This window comes from Micromonospora sp. NPDC047521 (assembly GCF_055587305.1).
This window is the reverse complement of record NZ_JBVJGN010000002.1, coordinates 43,277-62,086: the sequence shown is the minus strand read 5'-3', so window position 1 is coordinate 62,086 and position 18,810 is coordinate 43,277. Positions and strand designations below refer to the sequence as shown.

Genomic DNA, 18,810 nt, shown 5'->3' with positions numbered 1-18,810 from the left:
ATGATCCTGGTCACAGTCTTGTGGGGTTCGGCCGACGAGCTGGGGGAGGAGACGGTGAGCACCGTCGCGCTCAAGGATGTCACCAAGATCTTCAAGGACGGCACGGTGGCCGTCGACAGCATCAACCTGGACGTGAACGACGGCGAGTTCATGGTGCTGCTCGGCCCGTCGGGGTGTGGGAAGTCCACGGTGCTGCGGATGATCGCCGGCCTGGAGGATCCGACTCAGGGCGCCGTCCTGCTCGACGGGGAACTCGCCAACGACCTGCCACCACGGGACCGGAAGATCGCCATGGTCTTCCAGGACTTCGCGCTCTACCCGCACATGACAGTCGGCGACAACATCGCGTTCCCGCTGCGGCTGTCCGGCGTCGAGCCGGAGCCGCGCGGGGAGCGGGTCAGCGACGTGGCCAGCGCGCTCGGCATCGGCGACGTGCTGGCCCGCAAGCCTGGTCAGCTCTCCGGCGGGCAGCGGCAGCGGGTCGCCATGGGTCGGGCGATCGTCCGCCGGCCCGGGCTGTTCCTGATGGACGAGCCCCTGTCCAACCTGGACAGCGGCCTGCGCGCCGAGTTGCGCGCCGAGATCTCCGGCCTCACCCGGGAGTTGGGCGTCACCACCGTCTACGTCACCCACGACCAGGCCGAGGCGCTCACCATGGCCGACCGGGTGGCCATCATGCGCCGCGGCGTGCTCCAGGACGTGGGCACACCGACCCAGGTGTACGGGCGCCCCGCGACGCTCTACGTGGCCGCGTTCCTGGGCAGCCCACGGATGAACCTGCTGGAGGCGTCGGTCTACGTCCACCTCGACCGGTACGTCACGCTCAACCTCGGCGAACAGTCGCTCTACCTGCCCTGGAACGACATCCGCAGCCGGGCGGTGGCGCACTACCACGGCGAGCGGATCGTCGTCGGCATGCGGGCCGAGGCGCTCACCCCGGTCAGCCCGGACAGCCCCGGTGACGTGCTGCACGGCCGCATCCGCTACCTGGAGCACCACGGCCACGAGTCGCTCGCGTTCCTCGACATCGGCGCGACCGCGATCATGGTCGACGAGATGGGCGCGCCACTGGACCCGCCACCCGTGGGTCAGCGGGGCCTTCGCCGGTTCGGCTCGGTGATGCAGCGGCTCACCGGCAAGCCTGTGGAACCGGTCGAGGCGCCGACGGGTGGCAACCGGACGAGCGTCCTTCCCGACCCGGGCCGGCACCACAGGCGTCCGGCGGAGCTGGCGGTGCGGTTGGCGCCGTACCCGGCGGTCACCGCCGGTCACCAGCTCGCCGTCTCGGTCCGGATGGACGCGCTGCACTTCTTCGACGAGCGCGGAGCACGGATCGACGTCGGTTGGCGCTGACGACCCGCCGTGTCGGGGTGGCGGCGGCACCCGGCGGTGTCCTACCGTCTGCGCACCCAGTCCACAGTGAGACCACCGAGAGGGGTGCACCCGTGTCGGGTGACCGTCCCAGTCCGCTCGTCATCGAGCGCATCCTGCGCGACCGTCAGGGGATCTGGCAGCAGATCGTCGCCGAGGGCGACCTGAACGCGTTGACCGGCCGGATGCTTGCCAGCTCCGCCATCGCGCTCGCCTGTTACGGGGCGGTGCTCGGCGCGTTCCACAGTCCGCTCATGGCGCTTACCTCAGCCCTCAAGCTGCCACTGCTGTTCCTGGTCACGCTGGCCATCTGCCTGCCCACGCTCTACCTGTTCAACCTGGTCTTCGGTGCTCGACTCTCGGTCCGCCAGTCACTGGCCCTGGTGATGGTGGCCATCACGGTGACCTCGATGCTCGCGGTGGCGTTCGCGCCGATCAGTCTCTTCTTCCTGATCACCGCGCCTGACTACGGGTTCTTCAAGCTGCTCAACGTGGCGATCCTGACCCTGTCGGCGCTGGTCGGGCTGCGCTTCCTCACCGGTGGGATGCAGGTGCTCAACGACCACGGCCTGCTCGCGCCGGAGCCCGCCACCGCGAAGGCGCCGGCGCAGGCTGCGACGCAGGCACCGGCCCAGGTCGCGCCGGCTGCGGCTGCGGTGCCGGCCGACGCGCCGGCCGCCGGGCAGGGTGCCGAGCCGGTCGCCGAACCCGTCGCCGTGCCGGCCGGCGCGGCGGTGGCCGCCGCGAACGGCGCCACCACAGTCGCACCGGCGCCGGTTCCGGCGCAGTGGACCGGGCAGCCGGCGACCGCGGCGTCCCCGCCCGGCATGATGCCGCCCGGCTACGGGCTCGCCCAGCGTCCGTGGGCCAGCCCGCAGGTGCGGCGCGCCGAGCCGACGCAGCGGCCGGCCAGCATGACGCTGCTCTACATCTGGATCCTGCTCTTCGGCTTCGTCGGCACCCAGCTGGCGTGGACGCTGCGCCCGTTCTTCGGCGACCCGGGTCAGGATTTCGCCTTCTTCCGCAGCATCGACGGCAACTTCTACGCCGAGATCCTGCGGACGATCGCGAACCTCTGAGCAGGGCGGGAGCGGATAAAGTGCTTGTTGCCGGCTTGGTTACTGGCGAGTAACGTCGGGTCATGACCATCGACTCCCGCCAGGTGGCGGCCGGCATGCTCGAGGCGGTGCCCTTCGCCCGGACCCTCGGCGTCGAATTCGTCGAGGTGGCGCCCGACGCGGGGGGCGGGGTGCGGGCGGTCGTCCGCCTCCCCGACTCGCCGGCCACCCACAACCACATCGGCGGCCCGCACGCCGGTGCCATGTTCACCCTCGGTGAGACGGCCTCCGGCACGGTCGTGCTGGCCGCCTTCGGGCACCTGCTCGACCGTGTCGTTCCGCTCGCCGTCCACGCCGACATCGACTACCGCAAACTCGCCATGGGTCCGGTGCTGGCCACCGCGCGCCTCGCCCGCCCGGCGCTCGAGGTGATCGACGAACTGGAGGCGGGTCGCCGCCCCGAGTTCGGCGTCGAGGTGGAGATCGCCACCGAGGACGGCCGGATCACCGCGACGATGACCGTGATCTGGACACTGCGGCCGAACTGAGCCGCGACGGGGCAGCGGAAACGGGTTTGCGGGCCGGCCCGGCTGGTTAGATTCGTACTGTGCTGGGCCTACCTGCTCATGTGACCGCCTGTCTCTTCGATCTGGACGGTGTGCTGACGCAGACCGCCCTGGTGCACAACGCCGCCTGGACGCAGACGTTCGACGAGTTCCTCAGGCAGCGCGCCACCGCCACCGGCGAACCCTTCCAACCGTTCGACCCCGGCCCGGACTACAACCGTTACGTCGACGGCCGGCCGCGCGCGGACGGGGTCCGGGCGTTCCTCGCCTCCCGCGGGATCGTGCTGCCCGAGGGCAGCCCCGACGACCCGCCGAGCGCCGACACGGTCAACGGCGTGGGCAACCGCAAGAACGTCCTGCTGCTGGAACGACTGCGCAGCTCCGGAGTCGAGGTGTACCCGGGCTCGGTGCGCTACCTGGAGGCGGCGGCCGAGGCCGGCCTGCGGCGAGCAGTGGTGACCGCCAGCGCCAACGGGCGGGAGGTGGTCGCCGCCGCCGGGCTGGAGCCACTGCTGGAGGCGCGGGTCGACGGGCTGGTGGCCCGGGCGCAGGGGCTGCGCGGCAAACCGCAGCCGGACAGCTTCCTCGCCGGTGCCCGACTGCTCGGCGTCGATCCGACGCGGGCCGCCGTCTTCGAGGACGCGCTGTCCGGGGTCGCGGCCGGTCGGGCCGGAGGCTTCGGCTACGTGGTGGGTGTCGACCGGGTCGGCCAGGCCGACGAACTGCTCGCCCACGGCGCCGACATCGTGGTCAAGGACCTCGCCGACCTGCTCGACGCGGCCGACCCGACGGCGCCGCGCCGGGCCACCGACGCGGCAGCCCAGCACGCGACCGGAGAGCGGGGTACCGCGTGATCCGGGAACGGGCCTATCCCGTCGAACCGTGGCACGTCCGGGAAACCCGACTCGACATGGACGTGCTCGCCCAGTCCGAGTCGGTCTTCGCGCTCTCCAACGGCCACGTGGGACTGCGCGGCAACCTCGACGAGGGCGAGCCGCACGGCCTGCCCGGCACGTACCTCAACTCGTTCTACGAGCTTCGCCCCCTGCCGTACGCGGAGGCCGGCTACGGCTTCCCCGAGTCCGGTCAGACAATCGTCAACGTCACGAACGGCAAGCTGATCCGGCTGCTCGTCGACGACGAACCACTCGACGTGCGCTACGGCGAGCTGATCTCCCACGAACGGGTCCTGGACATGCGGGCCGGCACACTGCACCGGGAGCTGCACTGGCGTTCGCCCGCCGGCCGGGAGGTCAAGGTCCGCAGCACCCGACTGGTGTCGTTCACCCAACGGTCGGCCGCCGCCATCAACTACGAGGTGGAGGCCGTCGACGGCCCGCTGCGGCTCATCGTGCAGTCCGAGCTGGTCGCCAACGAGTCGCTGCCGGCGCAGAGCAAGGACCCCCGGGTCGCAGCGGTCCTGGAGTCGCCGTTGCAGGCCGAGGAGGAGCTGACCACCCCCGACGGAGGACAGCTGATCCACCGCACCAAGGTCTCCGGGCTGCGGGTCGCCGCCGCTATGGAACACGAGGTGCACGGCCCCGAGCACACGAGCATCGAATCCGAGGGGTACGAGAACTGGGTCCGTACCACTGTCGGCTGCGTGCTCAAGCCCGGTGAGAAGCTGCGGGTGGTCAAGTACCTGACGTACGGCTGGTCGAGTCGACGGTCGCTGCCCGCGCTGCGCGACCAGGTCGGCGCGGCGCTGGCTGCGGCCAAGCTGGACGGCTGGGAGGGGCTCTGCCGGGAGCAGCGCGGCTACCTCGACGACTTCTGGGATGCCGCGGACGTGCGGGTGGACGGGGATCCGGAGGTGCAGCAGGCCGTCCGGTTCGGCCTCTTCCACGTCCTTCAGGCCGGTGCGCGGGCCGAACGGCGGCCCATCTCGGCGAAGGGGCTGACCGGCCCCGGGTACGACGGCCACGCCTTCTGGGACACCGAGATGTTCGTCCTGCCGGTGCTCACGTACACCCAGCCGAGCGCGGTCCGTAACGCCCTGCACTGGCGGCACAGCACGCTGGACAGCGCGCGGGAACGGGCCGCGACACTCAACCTCAAGGGCGCCGCGTTCCCGTGGCGGACCATCGGGGGCCCCGAGTCCTCCGGGTACTGGCCGGCGGGAACGGCAGCCTTCCACATCGCCGCCGACATCGCCGACGCGTTGCGCCGCTACGTGCTTGTCACCGGGGACACCGCGTTGGAGCGGGAGATCGGCCTGGAGCTGCTGGTGGAGACCGCCCGGTTGTGGCGTTCGCTCGGCCACCACGACCGGCACGGGCAGTTCCACATCGACGGGGTGACCGGCCCGGACGAGTACACCGCCGTCAAGAACGACAACGTCTACACCAACCTGATGGCGCAGCGGAACCTGCTCGCCGCCGCCGATGCGGTGATGCGCTACCGGGACGACGCCGACCGCTTCGGGGTCACCGACGAGGAGGCGGCGAGCTGGCGGGACGCCGCCTCCGCCATGCACGTCCCGTACGACGACGAGATCGGCGTCCACCAGCAGGTCGAGGGGTTCACCAGGCTGGAGGAGTGGGACTTCGCGCACACGCCCGCGGAGAAGTACCCGCTGCTGCTGCACTACCCGTACTTCGACCTGTACCGCAAGCAGGTGGTCAAACAGGCAGACCTGGTGCTGGCCATGCACTGGCGGGGGGACGCGTTCACCTCCGAGGAGAAGGTGCGCAACTTCCTCTACTACGAGCGGCGGACCGTGCGGGACTCGTCGCTGTCGGCCTGCACCCAGGCGGTGCTCGCCGCCGAGGTCGGTCATCCCGAGCTGGCGCACATCTACCTGCGCGAGGCCGCGCTGATGGACCTGCACGACCTCAACGAGAACACCCGCGACGGCGTGCACATGGCCTCGTTGGCGGGCGCGTGGCTCGCCCTGGTCGGCGGTCTCGGCGGTCTGCGGGACCACGACGGTCAGCTGTCGTTCGCGCCCCGGCTCTCCAGCCGCCTCAGCCGGCTGGAGTTCTCCCTCCAGTGGCGTGGACTGGCGCTGCGGGTGGACGTCCGGCCGCACCAGACGACGTACTCGCTGCGTCACGGCGGTCCGGACGACGTGGTCGAGCTGCGGCACCACGACCAGGTGCTGCGGGTGACCTGCGACGAGCCGGTGACAGTCCCGGTGCCGCCTGCCGAACCGACCGGGCCGCCACCGGAGCACCCGCCGGGCCGGTCGCCGCTGCTCCGGCTGCCCGAGCACAAGGACTGAACGGCCGGGACGGGACCAGGTCCCGCCCCGGCCGTCGTGCGCCTGGGTCAGATGGGCTCGCCCGTGGACGGGCGCCCGATCGCGTCCCGCGGCGCCATCGCCTTGGGGTCGTCGGGAAGGCGGGCCGAAGCGGCCTGGTCCCCGAAGTCCTGGTTGCGTTCGGCGTCCTGTTCCCGACGCTTCCGCTCGTCCATCTGCTGCTGTCGGGCCGGCTGCTGCTGGGCCATGGCGATCCTCGCGATCCGTCGGGGCGCGGTTGCGCCGACACGGTCTGCGGTCGCTCGTCGCGTACCCGACGCCCCACCCGGCAAACGCGGCCACCGCCGCCGTGCGTGCGCCGCGCCGGGCGGGGTACCCGGGCCGCAGGCGAGCACGCGGAGGTGGGGTATGGACGAGCGGCGCAGCACGGTGATGGTTCCGGTGGGGGACGTCGCGCTCCCCGCCGACCTGACGGTGCCCGCGCGGCCGGTCGGCGTGGTGCTGTTCGCCCACGGCAGCGGCAGCTCCCGGCACAGCCCGCGCAACGTGGCGGTGGCCCGGACGCTCAACGACAGTGGGCTCGGCACCGTGCTGGCGGACCTGCTCACCCCGACGGAGGACGAGGTGGACGCGGGCACGGCCGAACTGCGGTTCGACATCGGGCTGTTGGCGAGCCGCCTCGCCGGGATCGTCGACTGGTTGGCGGTGGAGCGGCCCGCCGGTGACGTACCGATCGGCCTCTTCGGCGCCAGCACGGGCGCCGCCGCCGCCCTGGTCGCGGCGTCGACGCGCGCCGACCGGGTGGGCGCCGTCGTGAGTCGCGGTGGCCGGCCCGACCTGGCCGGTGCCGCGCTGCCCCAGGTGCGTACGCCCACGCTGCTGCTTGTCGGCGGCCTGGACGAGGAGGTGATCGCGCTCAACGAGCAGGCGTTGGCCGAGCTGGGGAATGTCGGCGAGCTGCGGGTGGTCCCGGGCGCCACCCACCTCTTCGAGGAACCCGGGACCCTCGACCAGGTCGCCGAGCAGGCCGGCGCCTGGTTCACCACCCACCTCAGCCGGTGAGCAGACCGTTCGCGGCGGACCTGCGCCGTTGGACGGTGTCGATGACACGCCAGAGCACCGCGGTGATCGGGACGCTGACGAAGGCACCGGCGATACCCGCGATCAACGTGCCGGCGGTCACCGCCACCAGGATCACCGCCGGATGCAGCCGGACCTGCCGCTTCATCACCAGCGGCTCCAACAGGTTGCCCTCGATCTGCTGCACGGCGATCACGGCGGCGAGGGTGAGCAGCGCGGTGGTCGGCCCGTTCGCCGCCAACGCCACCAGAACCGCCACCGCACCCGCAACTGTCGCCCCGATGATGGGTACGAAACCGCCGAGGAAGGTGATCAACGCCAGTGGCAGGGCGAGCGGCACCCGCAGCAGCACCAGGGCCAGGCCGATGCCTATCGCGTCGATGGCGGCGATCAGCATCGTTCCCCGGCTGTACGCGCCGAGCGTCTGCCAGCCCGCCCGACCGGCCTCGGCCGCCACCGACCGGTTCGGACCGGACACCCGGGACAGAACCCAGTGCCACATCGACCGGCCGTCCTTGAGCAGGAAGAAGAGCAGCACCAGGGCGAGCAGCGCGGAACCCAGCACCTCGGTGGCCGTCCGGGCCCCCGACACCGGGTCCGGGGAGCTGCCGCTCAGACCCTCCCGAGCCTGGTCGATCAGGCGGTCCAGTTGGGCGTCGCTGACCGGCAGGGTGGACGTGACGAAGTCCCGGCTGCGGTCGACGCCCTGGGTCAGCTCCTGGCTGAGCTGGTCGAACTGGCTGGCGGTGAGGTTCCACACGAGCGCACCGACGCCCACCAGGATGCCAAGGAGCAGCAGGACGGTGAGCAGCGCGGCGAGCGCCGCCGGCAGCCGCAGCCGGCGCAGCAGGAGCAGCACCGGGTCGAGCAGCGCGGTGAGGAAGACGGTGGCCGCCAACGCGATGGCCAGCGGCGCCAGCAGTACGGCGATCCGGCCCACCAGGTAGAGCCCGGCGACGACCACCACCAGGCAGGCGCTCCACAGCACCGCGGTCCGGACCAGCCACGGCAGCGCCGTCCACGCCTGGCGCGGTCCCGTGTCGCCGTTCGTGGGCGCCGCGCCGGTGCCCGTCCTCGGTGCGGTGCCCTGTGTCGGCGCGGTGTCCGCCCCGGCCTCGTCTGCCGCCATGTCGGCCCTCCTCGATCTCGCGAGGTCGGTACCCGCCCGGCCGTGCGCCGACACCCGAATCGTCCCGACGCTGGGCTGGCCGCCCGCGCGGATCGTACGCCGGCCCGGGCGATCCGGGGGGTGTTCGCAGGTCCCGGCGTTTGCGCTCCCCGGCTCAGGGAACGCCAACAGGGAGCGACCGACCGGAGGAGGAACAGCGTGGGCGACTTCATGGACAAGGCCAAGGACTTCGCGGACAAGCACGACAAGCAGGTCGACCAGGGTATGGAGAAGGCCGGCGACATGGCCGACAAGCGCACCGGCGGCAAGTACGACGACCAGATCGACAAGGGCGTGGACCAGGCGCAGGCGCGTACCGGCGAGGGCGATCAGGTCCGTTGACGTGCCGGACGTCTCCCGGGCCGCCGAGTGTTCGGCGGCCCGGGAGTGTCCTGTCCGGACCGTACGTCGGTCAGCCCTGCTGGTTCTCGCGTAGCTCGCTCATCGAGGTGGGCCGGCCGCTCAGCGCATCGCGCATCCGGTCGATCATGCCCGTGCCGGGGGCGAGCAGCTTGTTCGCCGGCGGGTGGTCCGGCGCGCCCGGGTGTGGTCGGGTCGGCGCGACCTTCTTGAACGCCGTCACCTTCGCCGCCAGTTCGACAAGCTCCTCGCGGGCCGCCGCGGCGCGGAGCCGGGGAAAGAGGTCGTTCTCCTCGTCCCGCACGTGGTGCCTGATGGTGCCGGTCAAATGGGCCAGCAACTCGTCGAAGCGGCTGTCGGACGGGTCGACCGACTCCAGGTCCTTCATGGTCCGTTCCGCGTCGGAGTGCTCGACGATCTCGTGATCGGCGATCTGGTCCCCGTCGGGCAGCACCTTGCGGGCCGTCGGGTAGACGTACGCCTCCTCGGCCACGGCGTGGCGGACGAGTTCGGCGATCACCACGTCGGCGATCTGGCGGCGGTACTCGGGGGTGCCCTGCCGTGACTCCAGCTCGACTAAGAGGCTCTCGACCTCACGATGATCGGCGACGAGGATGTCGACGACATCCTGGTCATCGGTGCTCTGTGGGTTGCTCATCTCGTGTCCCCTTACCGGTTGCGGATCGGTGGGTGTGAGGCCCCTGGTACCCCGCACCGGCTGGGCAAACCTACGATCACCGATGGATCGGCGGTTAAGGGTGATGGTGGTGTCGCCGGAGGTGCCGGCGGGGTGTACGGGCACGATTGCGCGGCCGACGCCCGGGTAACCGCCGCCATGACCGACGACCGCCAGCCAGCCGACAGCGATCGGTCGCGGCTCGACGAGGCCGCCGAGCGGAGCGGCCGGGCGGTCGAACGGGTACGCCACCGCGGCGGGCGGGCCGGACGAATCAGGGCCCGGCAGTGGGAGATCATCCTGGTCATCTCGGTCCAGGCCGGCTTGGCCGCCACGATCGCGGCCCTCATCGCCCAGAACCTGCTCGGCCCCGGAGCGCACGTCTTCGCGCCCGCCGCGGCCGTCGGCACGATCGCCACAGCCATCGGCCAGCGGGCCCGACGCACCTTCGAGCTGCTGTTCGGTGTGGGCCTGGGTATCACCATCGGCGACACGCTGCGCTTCCTGATCGGCTCCGGGCCGTGGCAGACCGGCGTGGTGGTCGCCCTCGCCATCGCCAGCGCGTTGCTGGTGGCCGGACGGGGCGGCGCGCTCGTCGGTCAGGCAGGTGGTACGGCGGTGCTGATCGCCACGCTGGCTCCGATGGAGCGAGGGCTGGAGCTGCCCAGGATCTTCGACGCGCTCGTCGGCGGCGCGGTCGGTCTGCTGGTGGTCGCGCTGCTCCTGCCGGTGAACCCGATGAGGGTGCTGGACCGCGCCGCCGAACCGATCTTCATGGTCCTCTGTGAACAGCTTGCCGAGCTGGCCGAGGCGCTGCGCCAGCGCGACAGCGACCGGACGCGGCGCGTCCTGGACCGGCTCCGCGGCACCGAGGACGACGTGGGACGGCTTAACGATTCGCTGAGCGGGGCCGAGGAGGTGGTGACCATCGCTCCGGCCCGCTGGCACCGCCGCCGGCAGTTCCATCAGTACGCCCGCAGCGTCTCGCTTCTGGAGCGGCTCCTGCTGGACAGCCGCGTCCTGTCGCGCTGGGCGACGACAGCCCTCGAGTACGACGAGCCGATCCCGCCGGAGCTCCCGGACGCGATAGCCCGGCTGGGTCGGGCGGTGGCGGAGATGCGCAACGAATGCCGGGTCGGCGACAACCCGCAGTGCACCCGCCGGTTGGTCGAGGAATGCGCCGAGCTGGCCGGGCGTGCCGCCGCCACCGGGGTGAGGTCCTTCGGCGACGCGCTCGTCACCGGGCTGCGCACCGCGTCCAGTGACCTGCTGCGGGCCGCCGGCTCCGAACCGGACGACGCCAACCGGATCGTCCGCAGGGCGGCCGGGGTGGGTGAGGCAGCGATCCGTCCGCCGGTCCGGCGGCACCTGCACCGGCCTCGACCCACCCGTGCCACCCGCGCGCGACGGCGGGCGAACCTCAGCGCCCGGCGGTACGGCGACGACGAGCGGGCCGGCCTCCCCGCAGTGGGGAGACCGGCCCGGTGAACCGTCAGGCTCAGGAGGAGTAGCCGCGCTCGGCGATCCAGTTGGCGACCTTCGGCAGCGTCATCCAGTACTCGCCCAGCGCCGGGTCGGCCGGGTCGGCGACCCGGATGGTGTCCCCGCCGTCGCGGTAGCCGACGAGGGTCAGGTAGTGACCCCCCTCGTACGAGTGCGGGTTGCCGTCGGTGTCCACTGTCGTGCCCTTGATGTTGGCCACCACCGGTCGACCGGCGTCCACCGCGGCCAGCACGTCCCGGCGCAGCTGCTCGACCTGGTCGGGGCGGGCCACCGCGTCGCGGATCTCGGTGGTCCGGTACCCGCCGCCGGTCAGCTCGTTGAGGACCCGGGTGGTGTCCAGCGCAGAGGCGGTACCCGCCTCCGTGGTACCCAGCAGCCTGGCCACGTCGTCCTGGGAGACCGCCTTGCCCTGGGCGGACAACGCGATCCGGGTCGCGGCCGGACCGCAGTAGTAGAAGTTCGGCTGGGCCTGGTAGTCGATGCCGAGGATCCGCTCGGAACTGTCGTGCTGGCCGCCCCGCTCGACCGTCGAGGTCGGGTTGACCTGCACCGGTGCGGCCTGTGCGGCCATCGCGGGACCGAGCGCGCACCCGCCGGCGACCAGCAGGCCGGCAACTGACACACCGCTCTTCTGGAGGATCGGATTCATCGTCGAGTCTCCGTTCGGGGGTTGGTGCCTCCGTCGGTGGAGGCAGCAGCACCGGGAATGGCGCTCGGCTCACCATGTGGCGATCGCCCGCGGCGGTTTCCGGCCGTGGGCGTACCGGATGCAACGGCTGCTCGGTGGCAGGGATTCCTTGGTCGGGGTGCGCCCGGTCACGGCCGGCCGGCGGAACCGGTCAGACGGCTGGAGACCGTACGGACGGTCAGAGACTGCCCAGCAGCCCCGTCACGGTGATCTCGATGACCACCCGCTCCGGGTTGGGACGAGGCGTCCGGTACCGCTCGGCGTAGCGGCGCTCCGCCTCCGCCACGGCGGCCCGGTCCGAGCGGAGCACCGCCCGACCCTCGATGGTCAGCCAGCGGCGCCCGTCGACGTGGCAGACGGCCACCGGGGTGCCGGCCGTGCCGGCGGCGGCCACCTGTCGGGCCTTGCGGGAGGTGCCGGAGGTGATCACCCGGGCCAGTCCGGCCTCCGGGTCGAGGGTGACGCCGACAGGCACCACGTGCGGAGTGCCGTCGGCGCGCAGGGTGGTAAGCGTCGCGAGGTGCCGCTCGGCGCAGAAGGCTGTGACACGAGGATCGTGTACGTCCAGCCGATGATCGCCCGCCATGCCCCGTCCCCCGTCCACCGAACCGACACCGATCATGGCACGCGGCGGCGCGCCCGGTCCGGGTCCGGGTCCGACGGAGAGTCCGGCTGCCCCGGCAGTTGGCGGCCCGCCGCACGGCGCTGGTGCACGAGGCGGGTCAGATAGATCAGCGCACCGGCCAGGACACCCATGTCGTCCAGGTAGATCGGGTCGGGGAGAAGGTCGATCGGGAAGATCGTGTAGATCAGTGCCCCGTAGAAGGCGACCTTGCCGCCCGCGCCGAGCCCGGCCAGCAGACGCCTGGTCCGCACCACCCGTACCGCCAGCAGCACCGCGCCGACAAGTGTGGCGATCGCCAGGAGACCGGCGATCACCACGAGCACCCACGCCTCACGGGACATGCCGTCACGCTAACCCACCAGCGGGCCACGGCGTCGGAGCCGCCCACCGGCGGCGTCGATCAGTACGCCGGCACCGCCGCGCGGCCCCTGGCGACCACCTGGTTCTCGCGGGTCTGCTCGACCGGCCGGCCGACCTCGCTCAGCGGCAGCACCGAGGCGGACTCCTCGACCCGTCGACCGCTCGCCGCGTGGGCCTCCTCGCGCAGGCTGCGAGCCGCCGCGACCGCGAGTTCCGCCGCCCGCCAGGCGGCCTGTTCCCGCTCGCGGGCGGCGGCGTGCCGGGCCGCCAGGTTGTCCCGGATCGCCCGCTGCAACACCAGTTCCTGCTCGACCGGGTGCCGCCGCGGATCCCATCCGGCACGGTGCGCGAACACGTCACTGAGCTGCTCCACCGACAACTCCCGCCGCCAGTACGCGTCAAGCGCCGCCCGGTGCAGGTAGCGCTCGCGGTCCGCGTACTCGGCCGGGGTGCGGGCCGTGTGGGGCAGCGGCATGGCCGCCGCCGCGTCGAGGCGCCTGACAGCCGACTCGGCCGACTCGTACGCCTCCCAGGCGGCCTCGACCTCGTCCTGCGCGGCCACCCACTCGGTCCGACGGCGCTGGGCGGTGGTGGTGGCCCGTTCGGCGGCGACCGCGACCTCCTGCGCGTAGCGGCTCTGCTCGCGCTCCTGGTGAGCCTGTTCGAGGTGGCTGGGCATGGCCGCGCGGCGGATCCGGGCCGCCGCGTCGAGGTGGAGACGGCCGGGCCGCAGCAGCAGGGTGGCGACGGTGACCGCGACGATCCCGAGCAGGCTCAGCCAGATGGCGGCGGCCCGGGGTACGTCGGGCAGGACGGCGGAGAGGACGGTCTGCATGATCAGCACCTCGCGGTCGAATGGCGGGTAGCGGCGGGGCGGTGGACGGGATCTCCACGGCCGTGGCCGGATCGAGCCGGACGGTCGGGCGGGTGGCCGGACGGACCGGGGCCGCGGGTCGGGCTGGGTCACCGCTCTCCGGTGCCCCGGCGGGCCGGTCACCGATCGGTGCCGTCCGGCGGGTGCGGGGGCTGTCAGGCCCCGACGGGTGACCCGGGCCGGGCCGCAGGAGCGGCCGCGGGCCGATGGTCGGCCGAGATCAGCGGGTCGGCGGACCGCGTCGGGAGGGGACGCCACGGCCGGGATCGACGGCCGGCGCGTGCTCGGGGCGCACGGTGACCGGCGCCACCGCCGGCGTGGGGTTGTCGACCGCGCCCGACGGCGGGGAGGCGACCGGTCGGCTCGCCTGCTCGGCGGTGCCGGCTGCCGGTCGGAGGGTGTCCACCCGGCTGCTCACGGCGCTGGGCCGGAGCTGCGTCGGGGCGGGGGGTGACGTGGCGGCGAGGGCGCCGCCGAGGCCGACCGCGAGCACCAACGCGGTGACCGCCAGCCGGGTCAGCTCCCGCAGAGACCGCAGCACTGCCCACCGGGCGGGGCGGACGGAGGCTGCGGAGGACACCCCACCAACCTATCGTCCGCCCCGGCCCGGCGCAGCTCGACCAGGACGCTTTCCGCAGTGACAGCCACCACCTGGGCACTGTGGAGGGTCACCGGGGCGGGGACGCCCCAAGGTCAGTCGTTGGTGCCGAGCACCGGGGGCGCGGCGGCCCCACCCTCCCGCCACACCATCTCGTCCTCGGTGAGCCAAGTGAGTCGCTCGTCGGACTCGTCCTCGCCGGGGCGCTCGCGCCCGCCGAGCAGCCCGGGACGGTTCGCCCCGCCCGCCGCGCGGCCGGTGCCGTCCGCGCGCCGGCCGTCGATGCTGCGCCCGATCCCACTGGCGGCGCGGTTGTCGGTCGGGGCCGGCGTCGAGGCCGGTCGGGCCGACGGGGTGGGCGTGCTGCCCGAGCTGGCCAGTGCGGAGGTGCGGAGCACCCCACCGGCCGGGGCGCCACCCTGGGCGCCGAAGAGCAGACCCGGGCCGGTGGTGCCGGCGGGCACCGCGGCGGGACCGGACAGGCCGGCCAGACCGGCGGCGCCGCCGGCCAGCAGAGCGCCGCCGACCAGCGGGTCCGCGCCGGCGAGAACGGTGCCGCCGCCTGCGGTGTCGTCCGCGACGGTGATCACCCCCGGCGTGTCGCCGGTGCCCCCCTGAACGGGCACGACGCCTTCCCCGACGACAGGCGGCGAACCGGCCTGGTGCGGGGTGCCGATCCTCGTGTCGCCGGTGTGGGCCGTGTGGCCGCTGATCGTCGGCGCGGCACTTGTCGGCGCGGTGGGCGGTCCGCTGCGCGGCGTCGTCCTGCCGTCGTCGGCGGTCTTCGGGGTGCCCGGCGGAGGCGGCTCCGGCTCGACCACCCGGTCGTACACGGAGATGTCGTAGCCGGCCGCCAGCTCGGCCACCACTGTCACCATCCGCTGGTGGGCCTTTTCCTGCTCCTGCTTGTCCTGCTGGTGGCCGAGCATGCCGCCGATCACGGCACCGGGCAGGCCGAAGGCGCTGCCGCGCAGGGCGCCGTTGACCAACTGGTCGTTGTCGTCGGTCTCCTCCGGGCTCTCGGCCTGCTTGTGCGCGGTGCGCAACTGCCCGGCCATCATCGTGAGCGCCTGCGTGACGCCTGCCATCCCCTCGCCGAGCGCGTCGGAGTGCACGGTGATCAGACCGACCCGGCGCTGAAACTCCTGACCCGCCGCGCCCGTCCAGGTGTTGCCGAGCTTCTCCAGGTCGCCGCTCAGCTCCCGGCCAAGGCCGTCCAGGATGCCCTTGAGCGAGGCCCACTGGGCGGCCACACCCTCGATCTGCTCCGGCTTGCCCGCCATGACGGCGTCGTACAGCTCCTGGTGGCTGCGGCCCTCGTAGCGCTTGGTGTACTCAGACACGCCCGTCCCCCTTCGGCTCCAACGCCTGCTGGACGCCCGTCAACGCGGCGGTGATGTCTGTGGCGTTCGCCGCGTTCCGTGCCTCGGCAGTGCGGTAGTTGGCCAGGATCGTGGCGGTGGCCTGCTGCGTCGCCAGCACCGCCTGTCGGAGGCGCTCGGCCTGCTCGACGTAGGACTGGTGGACCGCGCTGTAGCGGCGCGCCTGGTCGGTGGCGTCGGTGAACGAGCCCAACGCCGGCGGCCGGCACTGCATCTCGGTGTTGAGCTTGCGCAGCACCGACTCGGCCTGGCTCAGCCGGGCCGCCAGGTTCTTGTGGAAGTCCTCAAGGGACAGCAAGTCGACTTCCGTGCGCCCGGTCATGGCAACATCCCCGTCGTTCTGGTTGACAACCGTCAGCGACTCCCAGGTTAGTCCACCGCCGCGATCCCGGGCGACCCGTGCGAGCGGCTCAACCGTCGGCGTCGGTCGATGCGGCCGGCAGGCCCCCGCCGGCTCCACCGTTCGAGGACGTGCCGCTGGCGGCCGGGCTCGGGGCGGCAGTGGTGGGCGCCCCACCCTCGGGGGCGAAGAAGGCAGCCGCGTCCTCCGGGTCCAGAGTGGGCCCGGTGGGGATCAGAGCGAGCAGCGCGCCGGGCACGGCGAGCGGGGTGACCCCCGCGTAGCCGAGCACGGCGAGCGTCTCGGTCGACGCGAGCGGGTACCGGACGCCCTGCGGGCTGATCAGGTAGACGGTCGACCCGGCCGCACCGGAACCGCTGGTCCCGGCGCCGGGCGCGGCCTGCGCGAGGACGCCCTTGCCGCCGGGCAGCAGGACCGCCTCGGCGGTGCGTACCGCGTCCCGGGCGGTCTGGCGCACCGGCACCGGACCGGGATCGGTAGCGGTCAGCTCCGCAGGCGCCCGGTCGAAGACCTCCAGGGTGGTGACCGGCGGGCCGCCGCCGGTGCCCGCCCGGTACGTCGCGCACAGCGTGGTCTGCCCGGTACGGGAGGGGTGCAGCTCCGGCAGCGTCTCCGGCAGGCCGTCCTCCTCCACCCGCTGGTCGGTCAGCAGCCGGCCGGCCTGGTCCGGCGTGATGTCGGTGATCTGACCGCCACCGCTGATCATCAACAGGGCGGTGATCTCGGTGATCGAGACGAGCCCCTCGCGGGTCAGCACGTAGTAGCGGCCGGCGGCCTGGAAGACCTGGCCGATGGTGGACGGCCGGTCACCGACGCTCAGCCCGCTCCGGTCGCCCTCGCCGGGCAGCGCCGGCTTGCGCAGCGGGGGCCCGGCCGGTACGGCGTTGAGCAGCTGTTGCCCGACCCGTAGCTGCGTGGCGTTCGGCATCCGCAGCGCCGCGATCGTCTGGTCGCCGCCGAGCACCTGGAGTCGGGCGTCGCCGGTCAGCAGGTACCGCTGACCGTCCACAGTGACCAAAACGGCCCGGTCGCCGAGCGGCGCGCCACCGGGCAGCGCCCGGTCGATGACGACCCGGGTGGTGGACCGCTGCGGGTCGGTCGGATCCGGTACGTCGCAGACCGACCAGGGCAACCCGGTCAGCGACTTGCGGTCCGGCAGGGCGTCCGGGGCGCCGACGATGCCGAGCGTACGACCACGCGGGCGGTCCCGCAGCGACGCCTGGGACATCGTCCGCACCGTCGGGTCCGCCACGTTCAGGATCAGCCGCGCGGAGGTGTAGTTGAGGGCCGGGTACAGCTGCCCGCCCACGAACACGTATGTCGCGCCGGTCTCCCGTTCGATGACGAGCGTCTTGTCCTCAAGCGGCGCGGTGTTGCCGGTCAACTGGCCGTACGCGCCCACACCGCCGAGCACCACCGCGGCGGCGATCACGCTGCCGAAGACCGCCATGCCGAGCCGTCGCATCGGCAGGTTGGTGGTCTCCGGATCGCCCGACAGCAGTGCGGAGACGATCCGGCGGGTGACGAAGCGGTACGCCTGCACCTGATCGCGGCGGGTCCGCATGACTTACCTCCGGCGGGGTGGATCCGCGACGATGTCCTCGGGGTGCCGTCGCGGGCTTCCCTACGATAAGGGGCCGACGGCTGGTCTTCGGGGCCACCGCCTGCGGCCGGCACCGGACCGACCCGGCGCAGAGCCGTACCGTGCAGGAGGGACAGTCAGCGATGACGCAGGTTCAGGCGCGACCCGTCCGAGCGGCCACGAGCCCGTCCGACGTCCCGCCACGGGCGACGCCGTCGGCCGACCGGCCCGGCCGGGGCCGGGTCGGCCCGGTGCTCGTCGGGCAGCTCGTCCTGCTGGAGTTGTGCGCCATCGCCGTCTGGGCCTCGACGGCCGGGCCGGTCTGGCTGCTCGCGGCGGTGGGCACCGTGGCGGCGCTCGTCGTCCTTGCCGTCTTCGCCCGTCGTGGCGGGCGCTGGTGGTTCGAGGACCTGCTGCTGCGTCGGCGACTGCGGCGACGCCGCGAACGGGCCGCGGCGGCGCTGAAGACCGGCTCCGCGGCCGATCCACGGCTGGCCGCGCTGGCCCCCGAGCTGAGCGTCATCGAGTTGACCGACCGGGGCACCCGCCTCGGCATCGGGCAGGACGACCACGGCTGGTTCGCTGCGATCGCGCTGCAGTCGGGCAGCGGCGGGGCGGTCGGTTCGGTGGACGCGTCCACGGTGGACCGCGCGCTGCGGGTGCTCGGGGAGGTCGCCGCGCCGGTGTCCCGTACCCAGGTCGTCGCCCACACCCTGGTCTGGTACCCGGCGCCCGGCGCGCCTCCGGCGGCGCACCGGACCGTCTGGGTGGCACTGCGGCTCACCGTGCGCGACGCCCGGGTGGAGGCGGTGAGCCGGGGTGGCGGGCTGCCCGGTGTGCACCGGACGTTGGCCGCCGGGATCGGCCGGCTCGGCAAGGCGCTGACCGCGGCCGGGCTGTCCCACCGTCCGCTGGGCCGCGACGAGCTGCGCTCGGCGGTGGTCTCGGCCGCCGGGCTTGACCTCGTGCCGGAGCCACCGACGGAGACCTGGCAGGGGCTGCGCGGGGGCGGCTGGACACACCGCTGCATGGCCCTGCGGGGTCGGCCGGACGCACCGCTCGGCCCGCTGGTGGACGCGATCACCGCGACCTCGGCGCCGTCGCACACGGTGGCGGTGTCGGTGTCGGCGGACGGCCGGGTGGCGGCACCCCTGCTGCGGGTCGCCGCCATGGACAACCACGTGGAGGCGCTGGTCAGGGCGGTGCGGGAGGTGACCGACCGCGCCGGAGCGTCGGCCCGACCGGTGGACGGCCAGCACGGCCCGGGCGTCTACGCCAGCGCTCCGGTCGGGTGGATGCTCGGCGCGTCCCCCCGACCGGAGCCGCGCTGACCGTCCCGGCGTCGCGCGGTCGGCC

20 protein-coding genes are annotated in these 18,810 nt (G+C 73.1%); 9 read left to right on the top strand and 11 right to left on the bottom strand.

The window, feature by feature from the left end; translation table 11 throughout:
* The 5 genes from ACZ6N8_RS04150 (at position 1) to ACZ6N8_RS04130 (ending at position 6,218) form a co-directional block, all read left to right on the top strand.
* A complete protein-coding gene (locus tag ACZ6N8_RS04150; protein ID WP_377599993.1) occupies positions 1-1,353 on the top strand; it encodes an ABC transporter ATP-binding protein in 1,353 nt (450 codons plus the stop codon).
* A 92-nt stretch (positions 1,354-1,445) separates the two neighbouring features.
* Positions 1,446-2,450, top strand: a complete 1,005-nt coding sequence (locus tag ACZ6N8_RS04145) for a hypothetical protein (protein ID WP_466007414.1) — start codon at positions 1,446-1,448, stop codon at positions 2,448-2,450.
* Between the two features lie 62 nt (positions 2,451-2,512).
* Positions 2,513-2,977, top strand: a complete 465-nt coding sequence (locus ACZ6N8_RS04140; protein WP_466007413.1) for a DUF4442 domain-containing protein — start codon at positions 2,513-2,515, stop codon at positions 2,975-2,977.
* A 59-nt stretch (positions 2,978-3,036) separates the two neighbouring features.
* Positions 3,037-3,849: an HAD family hydrolase gene (locus ACZ6N8_RS04135; protein WP_466007411.1), complete on the top strand. Its 813-nt coding sequence runs from the start codon at positions 3,037-3,039 to the stop codon at positions 3,847-3,849.
* Positions 3,846-6,218 carry a glycoside hydrolase family 65 protein gene (locus ACZ6N8_RS04130; RefSeq protein WP_466007409.1) on the top strand — a complete coding sequence of 791 codons (2,373 nt, stop codon included), beginning with the start codon at positions 3,846-3,848 and terminating at the stop codon, positions 6,216-6,218. The genes ACZ6N8_RS04135 and ACZ6N8_RS04130 overlap by 4 nt, the downstream gene beginning before the upstream one ends.
* 47 nt (positions 6,219-6,265) lie before the next feature.
* Here the strand turns inward: ACZ6N8_RS04130 and ACZ6N8_RS04125 are convergent, their stop codons facing one another.
* Positions 6,266-6,445, bottom strand: coding sequence for a hypothetical protein (locus ACZ6N8_RS04125; protein WP_364368865.1), 180 nt, complete (start codon positions 6,443-6,445; stop codon positions 6,266-6,268).
* A 160-nt stretch (positions 6,446-6,605) separates the two neighbouring features.
* On the opposite strand from ACZ6N8_RS04125, the gene ACZ6N8_RS04120 reads away from it, so the two are divergent.
* Positions 6,606-7,259 carry a dienelactone hydrolase family protein gene (locus tag ACZ6N8_RS04120; protein WP_466007407.1) on the top strand — a complete coding sequence of 218 codons (654 nt, stop codon included), beginning with the start codon at positions 6,606-6,608 and terminating at the stop codon, positions 7,257-7,259.
* Here ACZ6N8_RS04120 and ACZ6N8_RS04115 read toward each other — a convergent pair.
* Positions 7,249-8,406, bottom strand: a complete 1,158-nt coding sequence (locus ACZ6N8_RS04115) for an AI-2E family transporter (protein ID WP_466007405.1) — start codon at positions 8,404-8,406, stop codon at positions 7,249-7,251. The genes ACZ6N8_RS04120 and ACZ6N8_RS04115 overlap by 11 nt on opposite strands.
* 210 nt (positions 8,407-8,616) lie before the next feature.
* On the opposite strand from ACZ6N8_RS04115, the gene ACZ6N8_RS04110 reads away from it, so the two are divergent.
* Positions 8,617-8,787, top strand: coding sequence for an antitoxin (locus ACZ6N8_RS04110; RefSeq protein ID WP_393394344.1), 171 nt, complete (start codon positions 8,617-8,619; stop codon positions 8,785-8,787).
* Between the two features lie 70 nt (positions 8,788-8,857).
* On the opposite strand, the gene ACZ6N8_RS04105 is transcribed toward ACZ6N8_RS04110, so the two are convergent.
* Entirely contained in the window at positions 8,858-9,463 is a 606-nt protein-coding gene (locus ACZ6N8_RS04105) for a hemerythrin domain-containing protein (protein ID WP_466007403.1), read from the bottom strand.
* 132 nt (positions 9,464-9,595) lie between these two features.
* Between ACZ6N8_RS04105 and ACZ6N8_RS04100 the strand changes: the two genes are divergently transcribed.
* A complete protein-coding gene (locus tag ACZ6N8_RS04100; RefSeq protein ID WP_466007401.1) occupies positions 9,596-10,969 on the top strand; it encodes an FUSC family protein in 1,374 nt (457 codons plus the stop codon).
* A 10-nt stretch (positions 10,970-10,979) separates the two neighbouring features.
* Here the strand turns inward: ACZ6N8_RS04100 and ACZ6N8_RS04095 are convergent, their stop codons facing one another.
* The 8 genes from ACZ6N8_RS04095 to eccB form a co-directional block, all read right to left on the bottom strand.
* Positions 10,980-11,633, bottom strand: a complete 654-nt coding sequence (locus ACZ6N8_RS04095) for a C39 family peptidase (protein ID WP_466007399.1) — start codon at positions 11,631-11,633, stop codon at positions 10,980-10,982.
* A 217-nt stretch (positions 11,634-11,850) separates the two neighbouring features.
* The gene (locus ACZ6N8_RS04090) at positions 11,851-12,258 is read right to left on the bottom strand and encodes a pyridoxamine 5'-phosphate oxidase family protein (protein WP_466007397.1); all 408 of its coding nucleotides are present in this window, start codon (positions 12,256-12,258) and stop codon (positions 11,851-11,853) included.
* 32 nt (positions 12,259-12,290) lie between these two features.
* Complete coding sequence (locus ACZ6N8_RS04085; RefSeq protein ID WP_466007395.1) at positions 12,291-12,638, bottom strand: YkvA family protein; 348 nt, start codon at positions 12,636-12,638, stop codon at positions 12,291-12,293.
* A 59-nt stretch (positions 12,639-12,697) separates the two neighbouring features.
* Complete coding sequence (locus ACZ6N8_RS04080) at positions 12,698-13,492, bottom strand: hypothetical protein (protein WP_466007394.1); 795 nt, start codon at positions 13,490-13,492, stop codon at positions 12,698-12,700.
* 259 nt (positions 13,493-13,751) lie between these two features.
* Entirely contained in the window at positions 13,752-14,111 is a 360-nt protein-coding gene (locus tag ACZ6N8_RS04075) for a hypothetical protein (RefSeq protein ID WP_466007392.1), read from the bottom strand.
* Positions 14,112-14,224: 113 nt separating this feature from the next.
* A complete protein-coding gene (locus ACZ6N8_RS04070; RefSeq protein WP_466007390.1) occupies positions 14,225-15,472 on the bottom strand; it encodes a WXG100 family type VII secretion target in 1,248 nt (415 codons plus the stop codon).
* Positions 15,465-15,833, bottom strand: a complete 369-nt coding sequence (locus ACZ6N8_RS04065; RefSeq protein WP_466007388.1) for a hypothetical protein — start codon at positions 15,831-15,833, stop codon at positions 15,465-15,467. The genes ACZ6N8_RS04070 and ACZ6N8_RS04065 overlap by 8 nt, the downstream gene beginning before the upstream one ends.
* Before the next feature lie 88 nt (positions 15,834-15,921).
* A complete protein-coding gene (eccB, locus tag ACZ6N8_RS04060; protein ID WP_466007386.1) occupies positions 15,922-17,436 on the bottom strand; it encodes a type VII secretion protein EccB in 1,515 nt (504 codons plus the stop codon).
* A 161-nt stretch (positions 17,437-17,597) separates the two neighbouring features.
* Here eccB and ACZ6N8_RS04055 point away from each other — a divergent pair, with 161 nt between their 5' ends.
* The gene (locus ACZ6N8_RS04055; RefSeq protein ID WP_466007385.1) at positions 17,598-18,785 is read left to right on the top strand and encodes a type VII secretion protein EccE; all 1,188 of its coding nucleotides are present in this window, start codon (positions 17,598-17,600) and stop codon (positions 18,783-18,785) included.
* Positions 18,786-18,810 lie beyond the last annotated feature (25 nt).

Excerpts from the sequence above, each read along its gene's own strand:
- ACZ6N8_RS04055 (WP_466007385.1), top strand. The coding sequence starts at position 17,598 with ATGACGCAGGTTCAGGCGCGACCCGTCCGAGCGGCCACGAGCCCGTCC.
- ACZ6N8_RS04085 (WP_466007395.1), bottom strand. The coding sequence starts at position 12,638 with ATGTCCCGTGAGGCGTGGGTGCTCGTGGTGATCGCCGGTCTCCTGGCG.
- ACZ6N8_RS04065 (WP_466007388.1), bottom strand. The coding sequence starts at position 15,833 with ATGACCGGGCGCACGGAAGTCGACTTGCTGTCCCTTGAGGACTTCCAC.
- ACZ6N8_RS04095 (WP_466007399.1), bottom strand. The coding sequence starts at position 11,633 with ATGAATCCGATCCTCCAGAAGAGCGGTGTGTCAGTTGCCGGCCTGCTG.
- ACZ6N8_RS04125 (WP_364368865.1), bottom strand. The coding sequence starts at position 6,445 with ATGGCCCAGCAGCAGCCGGCCCGACAGCAGCAGATGGACGAGCGGAAG.
- eccB (WP_466007386.1), bottom strand. The coding sequence starts at position 17,436 with ATGCGGACCCGCCGCGATCAGGTGCAGGCGTACCGCTTCGTCACCCGC.
- ACZ6N8_RS04140 (WP_466007413.1), top strand. The coding sequence starts at position 2,513 with ATGACCATCGACTCCCGCCAGGTGGCGGCCGGCATGCTCGAGGCGGTG.
- ACZ6N8_RS04110 (WP_393394344.1), top strand. The coding sequence starts at position 8,617 with ATGGACAAGGCCAAGGACTTCGCGGACAAGCACGACAAGCAGGTCGAC.
- ACZ6N8_RS04105 (WP_466007403.1), bottom strand. The coding sequence starts at position 9,463 with ATGAGCAACCCACAGAGCACCGATGACCAGGATGTCGTCGACATCCTC.
- ACZ6N8_RS04090 (WP_466007397.1), bottom strand. The coding sequence starts at position 12,258 with ATGGCGGGCGATCATCGGCTGGACGTACACGATCCTCGTGTCACAGCC.
- ACZ6N8_RS04080 (WP_466007394.1), bottom strand. The coding sequence starts at position 13,492 with ATGCAGACCGTCCTCTCCGCCGTCCTGCCCGACGTACCCCGGGCCGCC.
- ACZ6N8_RS04150 (WP_377599993.1), top strand. The coding sequence starts at position 1 with ATGATCCTGGTCACAGTCTTGTGGGGTTCGGCCGACGAGCTGGGGGAG.
- ACZ6N8_RS04120 (WP_466007407.1), top strand. The coding sequence starts at position 6,606 with ATGGACGAGCGGCGCAGCACGGTGATGGTTCCGGTGGGGGACGTCGCG.
- ACZ6N8_RS04115 (WP_466007405.1), bottom strand. The coding sequence starts at position 8,406 with ATGGCGGCAGACGAGGCCGGGGCGGACACCGCGCCGACACAGGGCACC.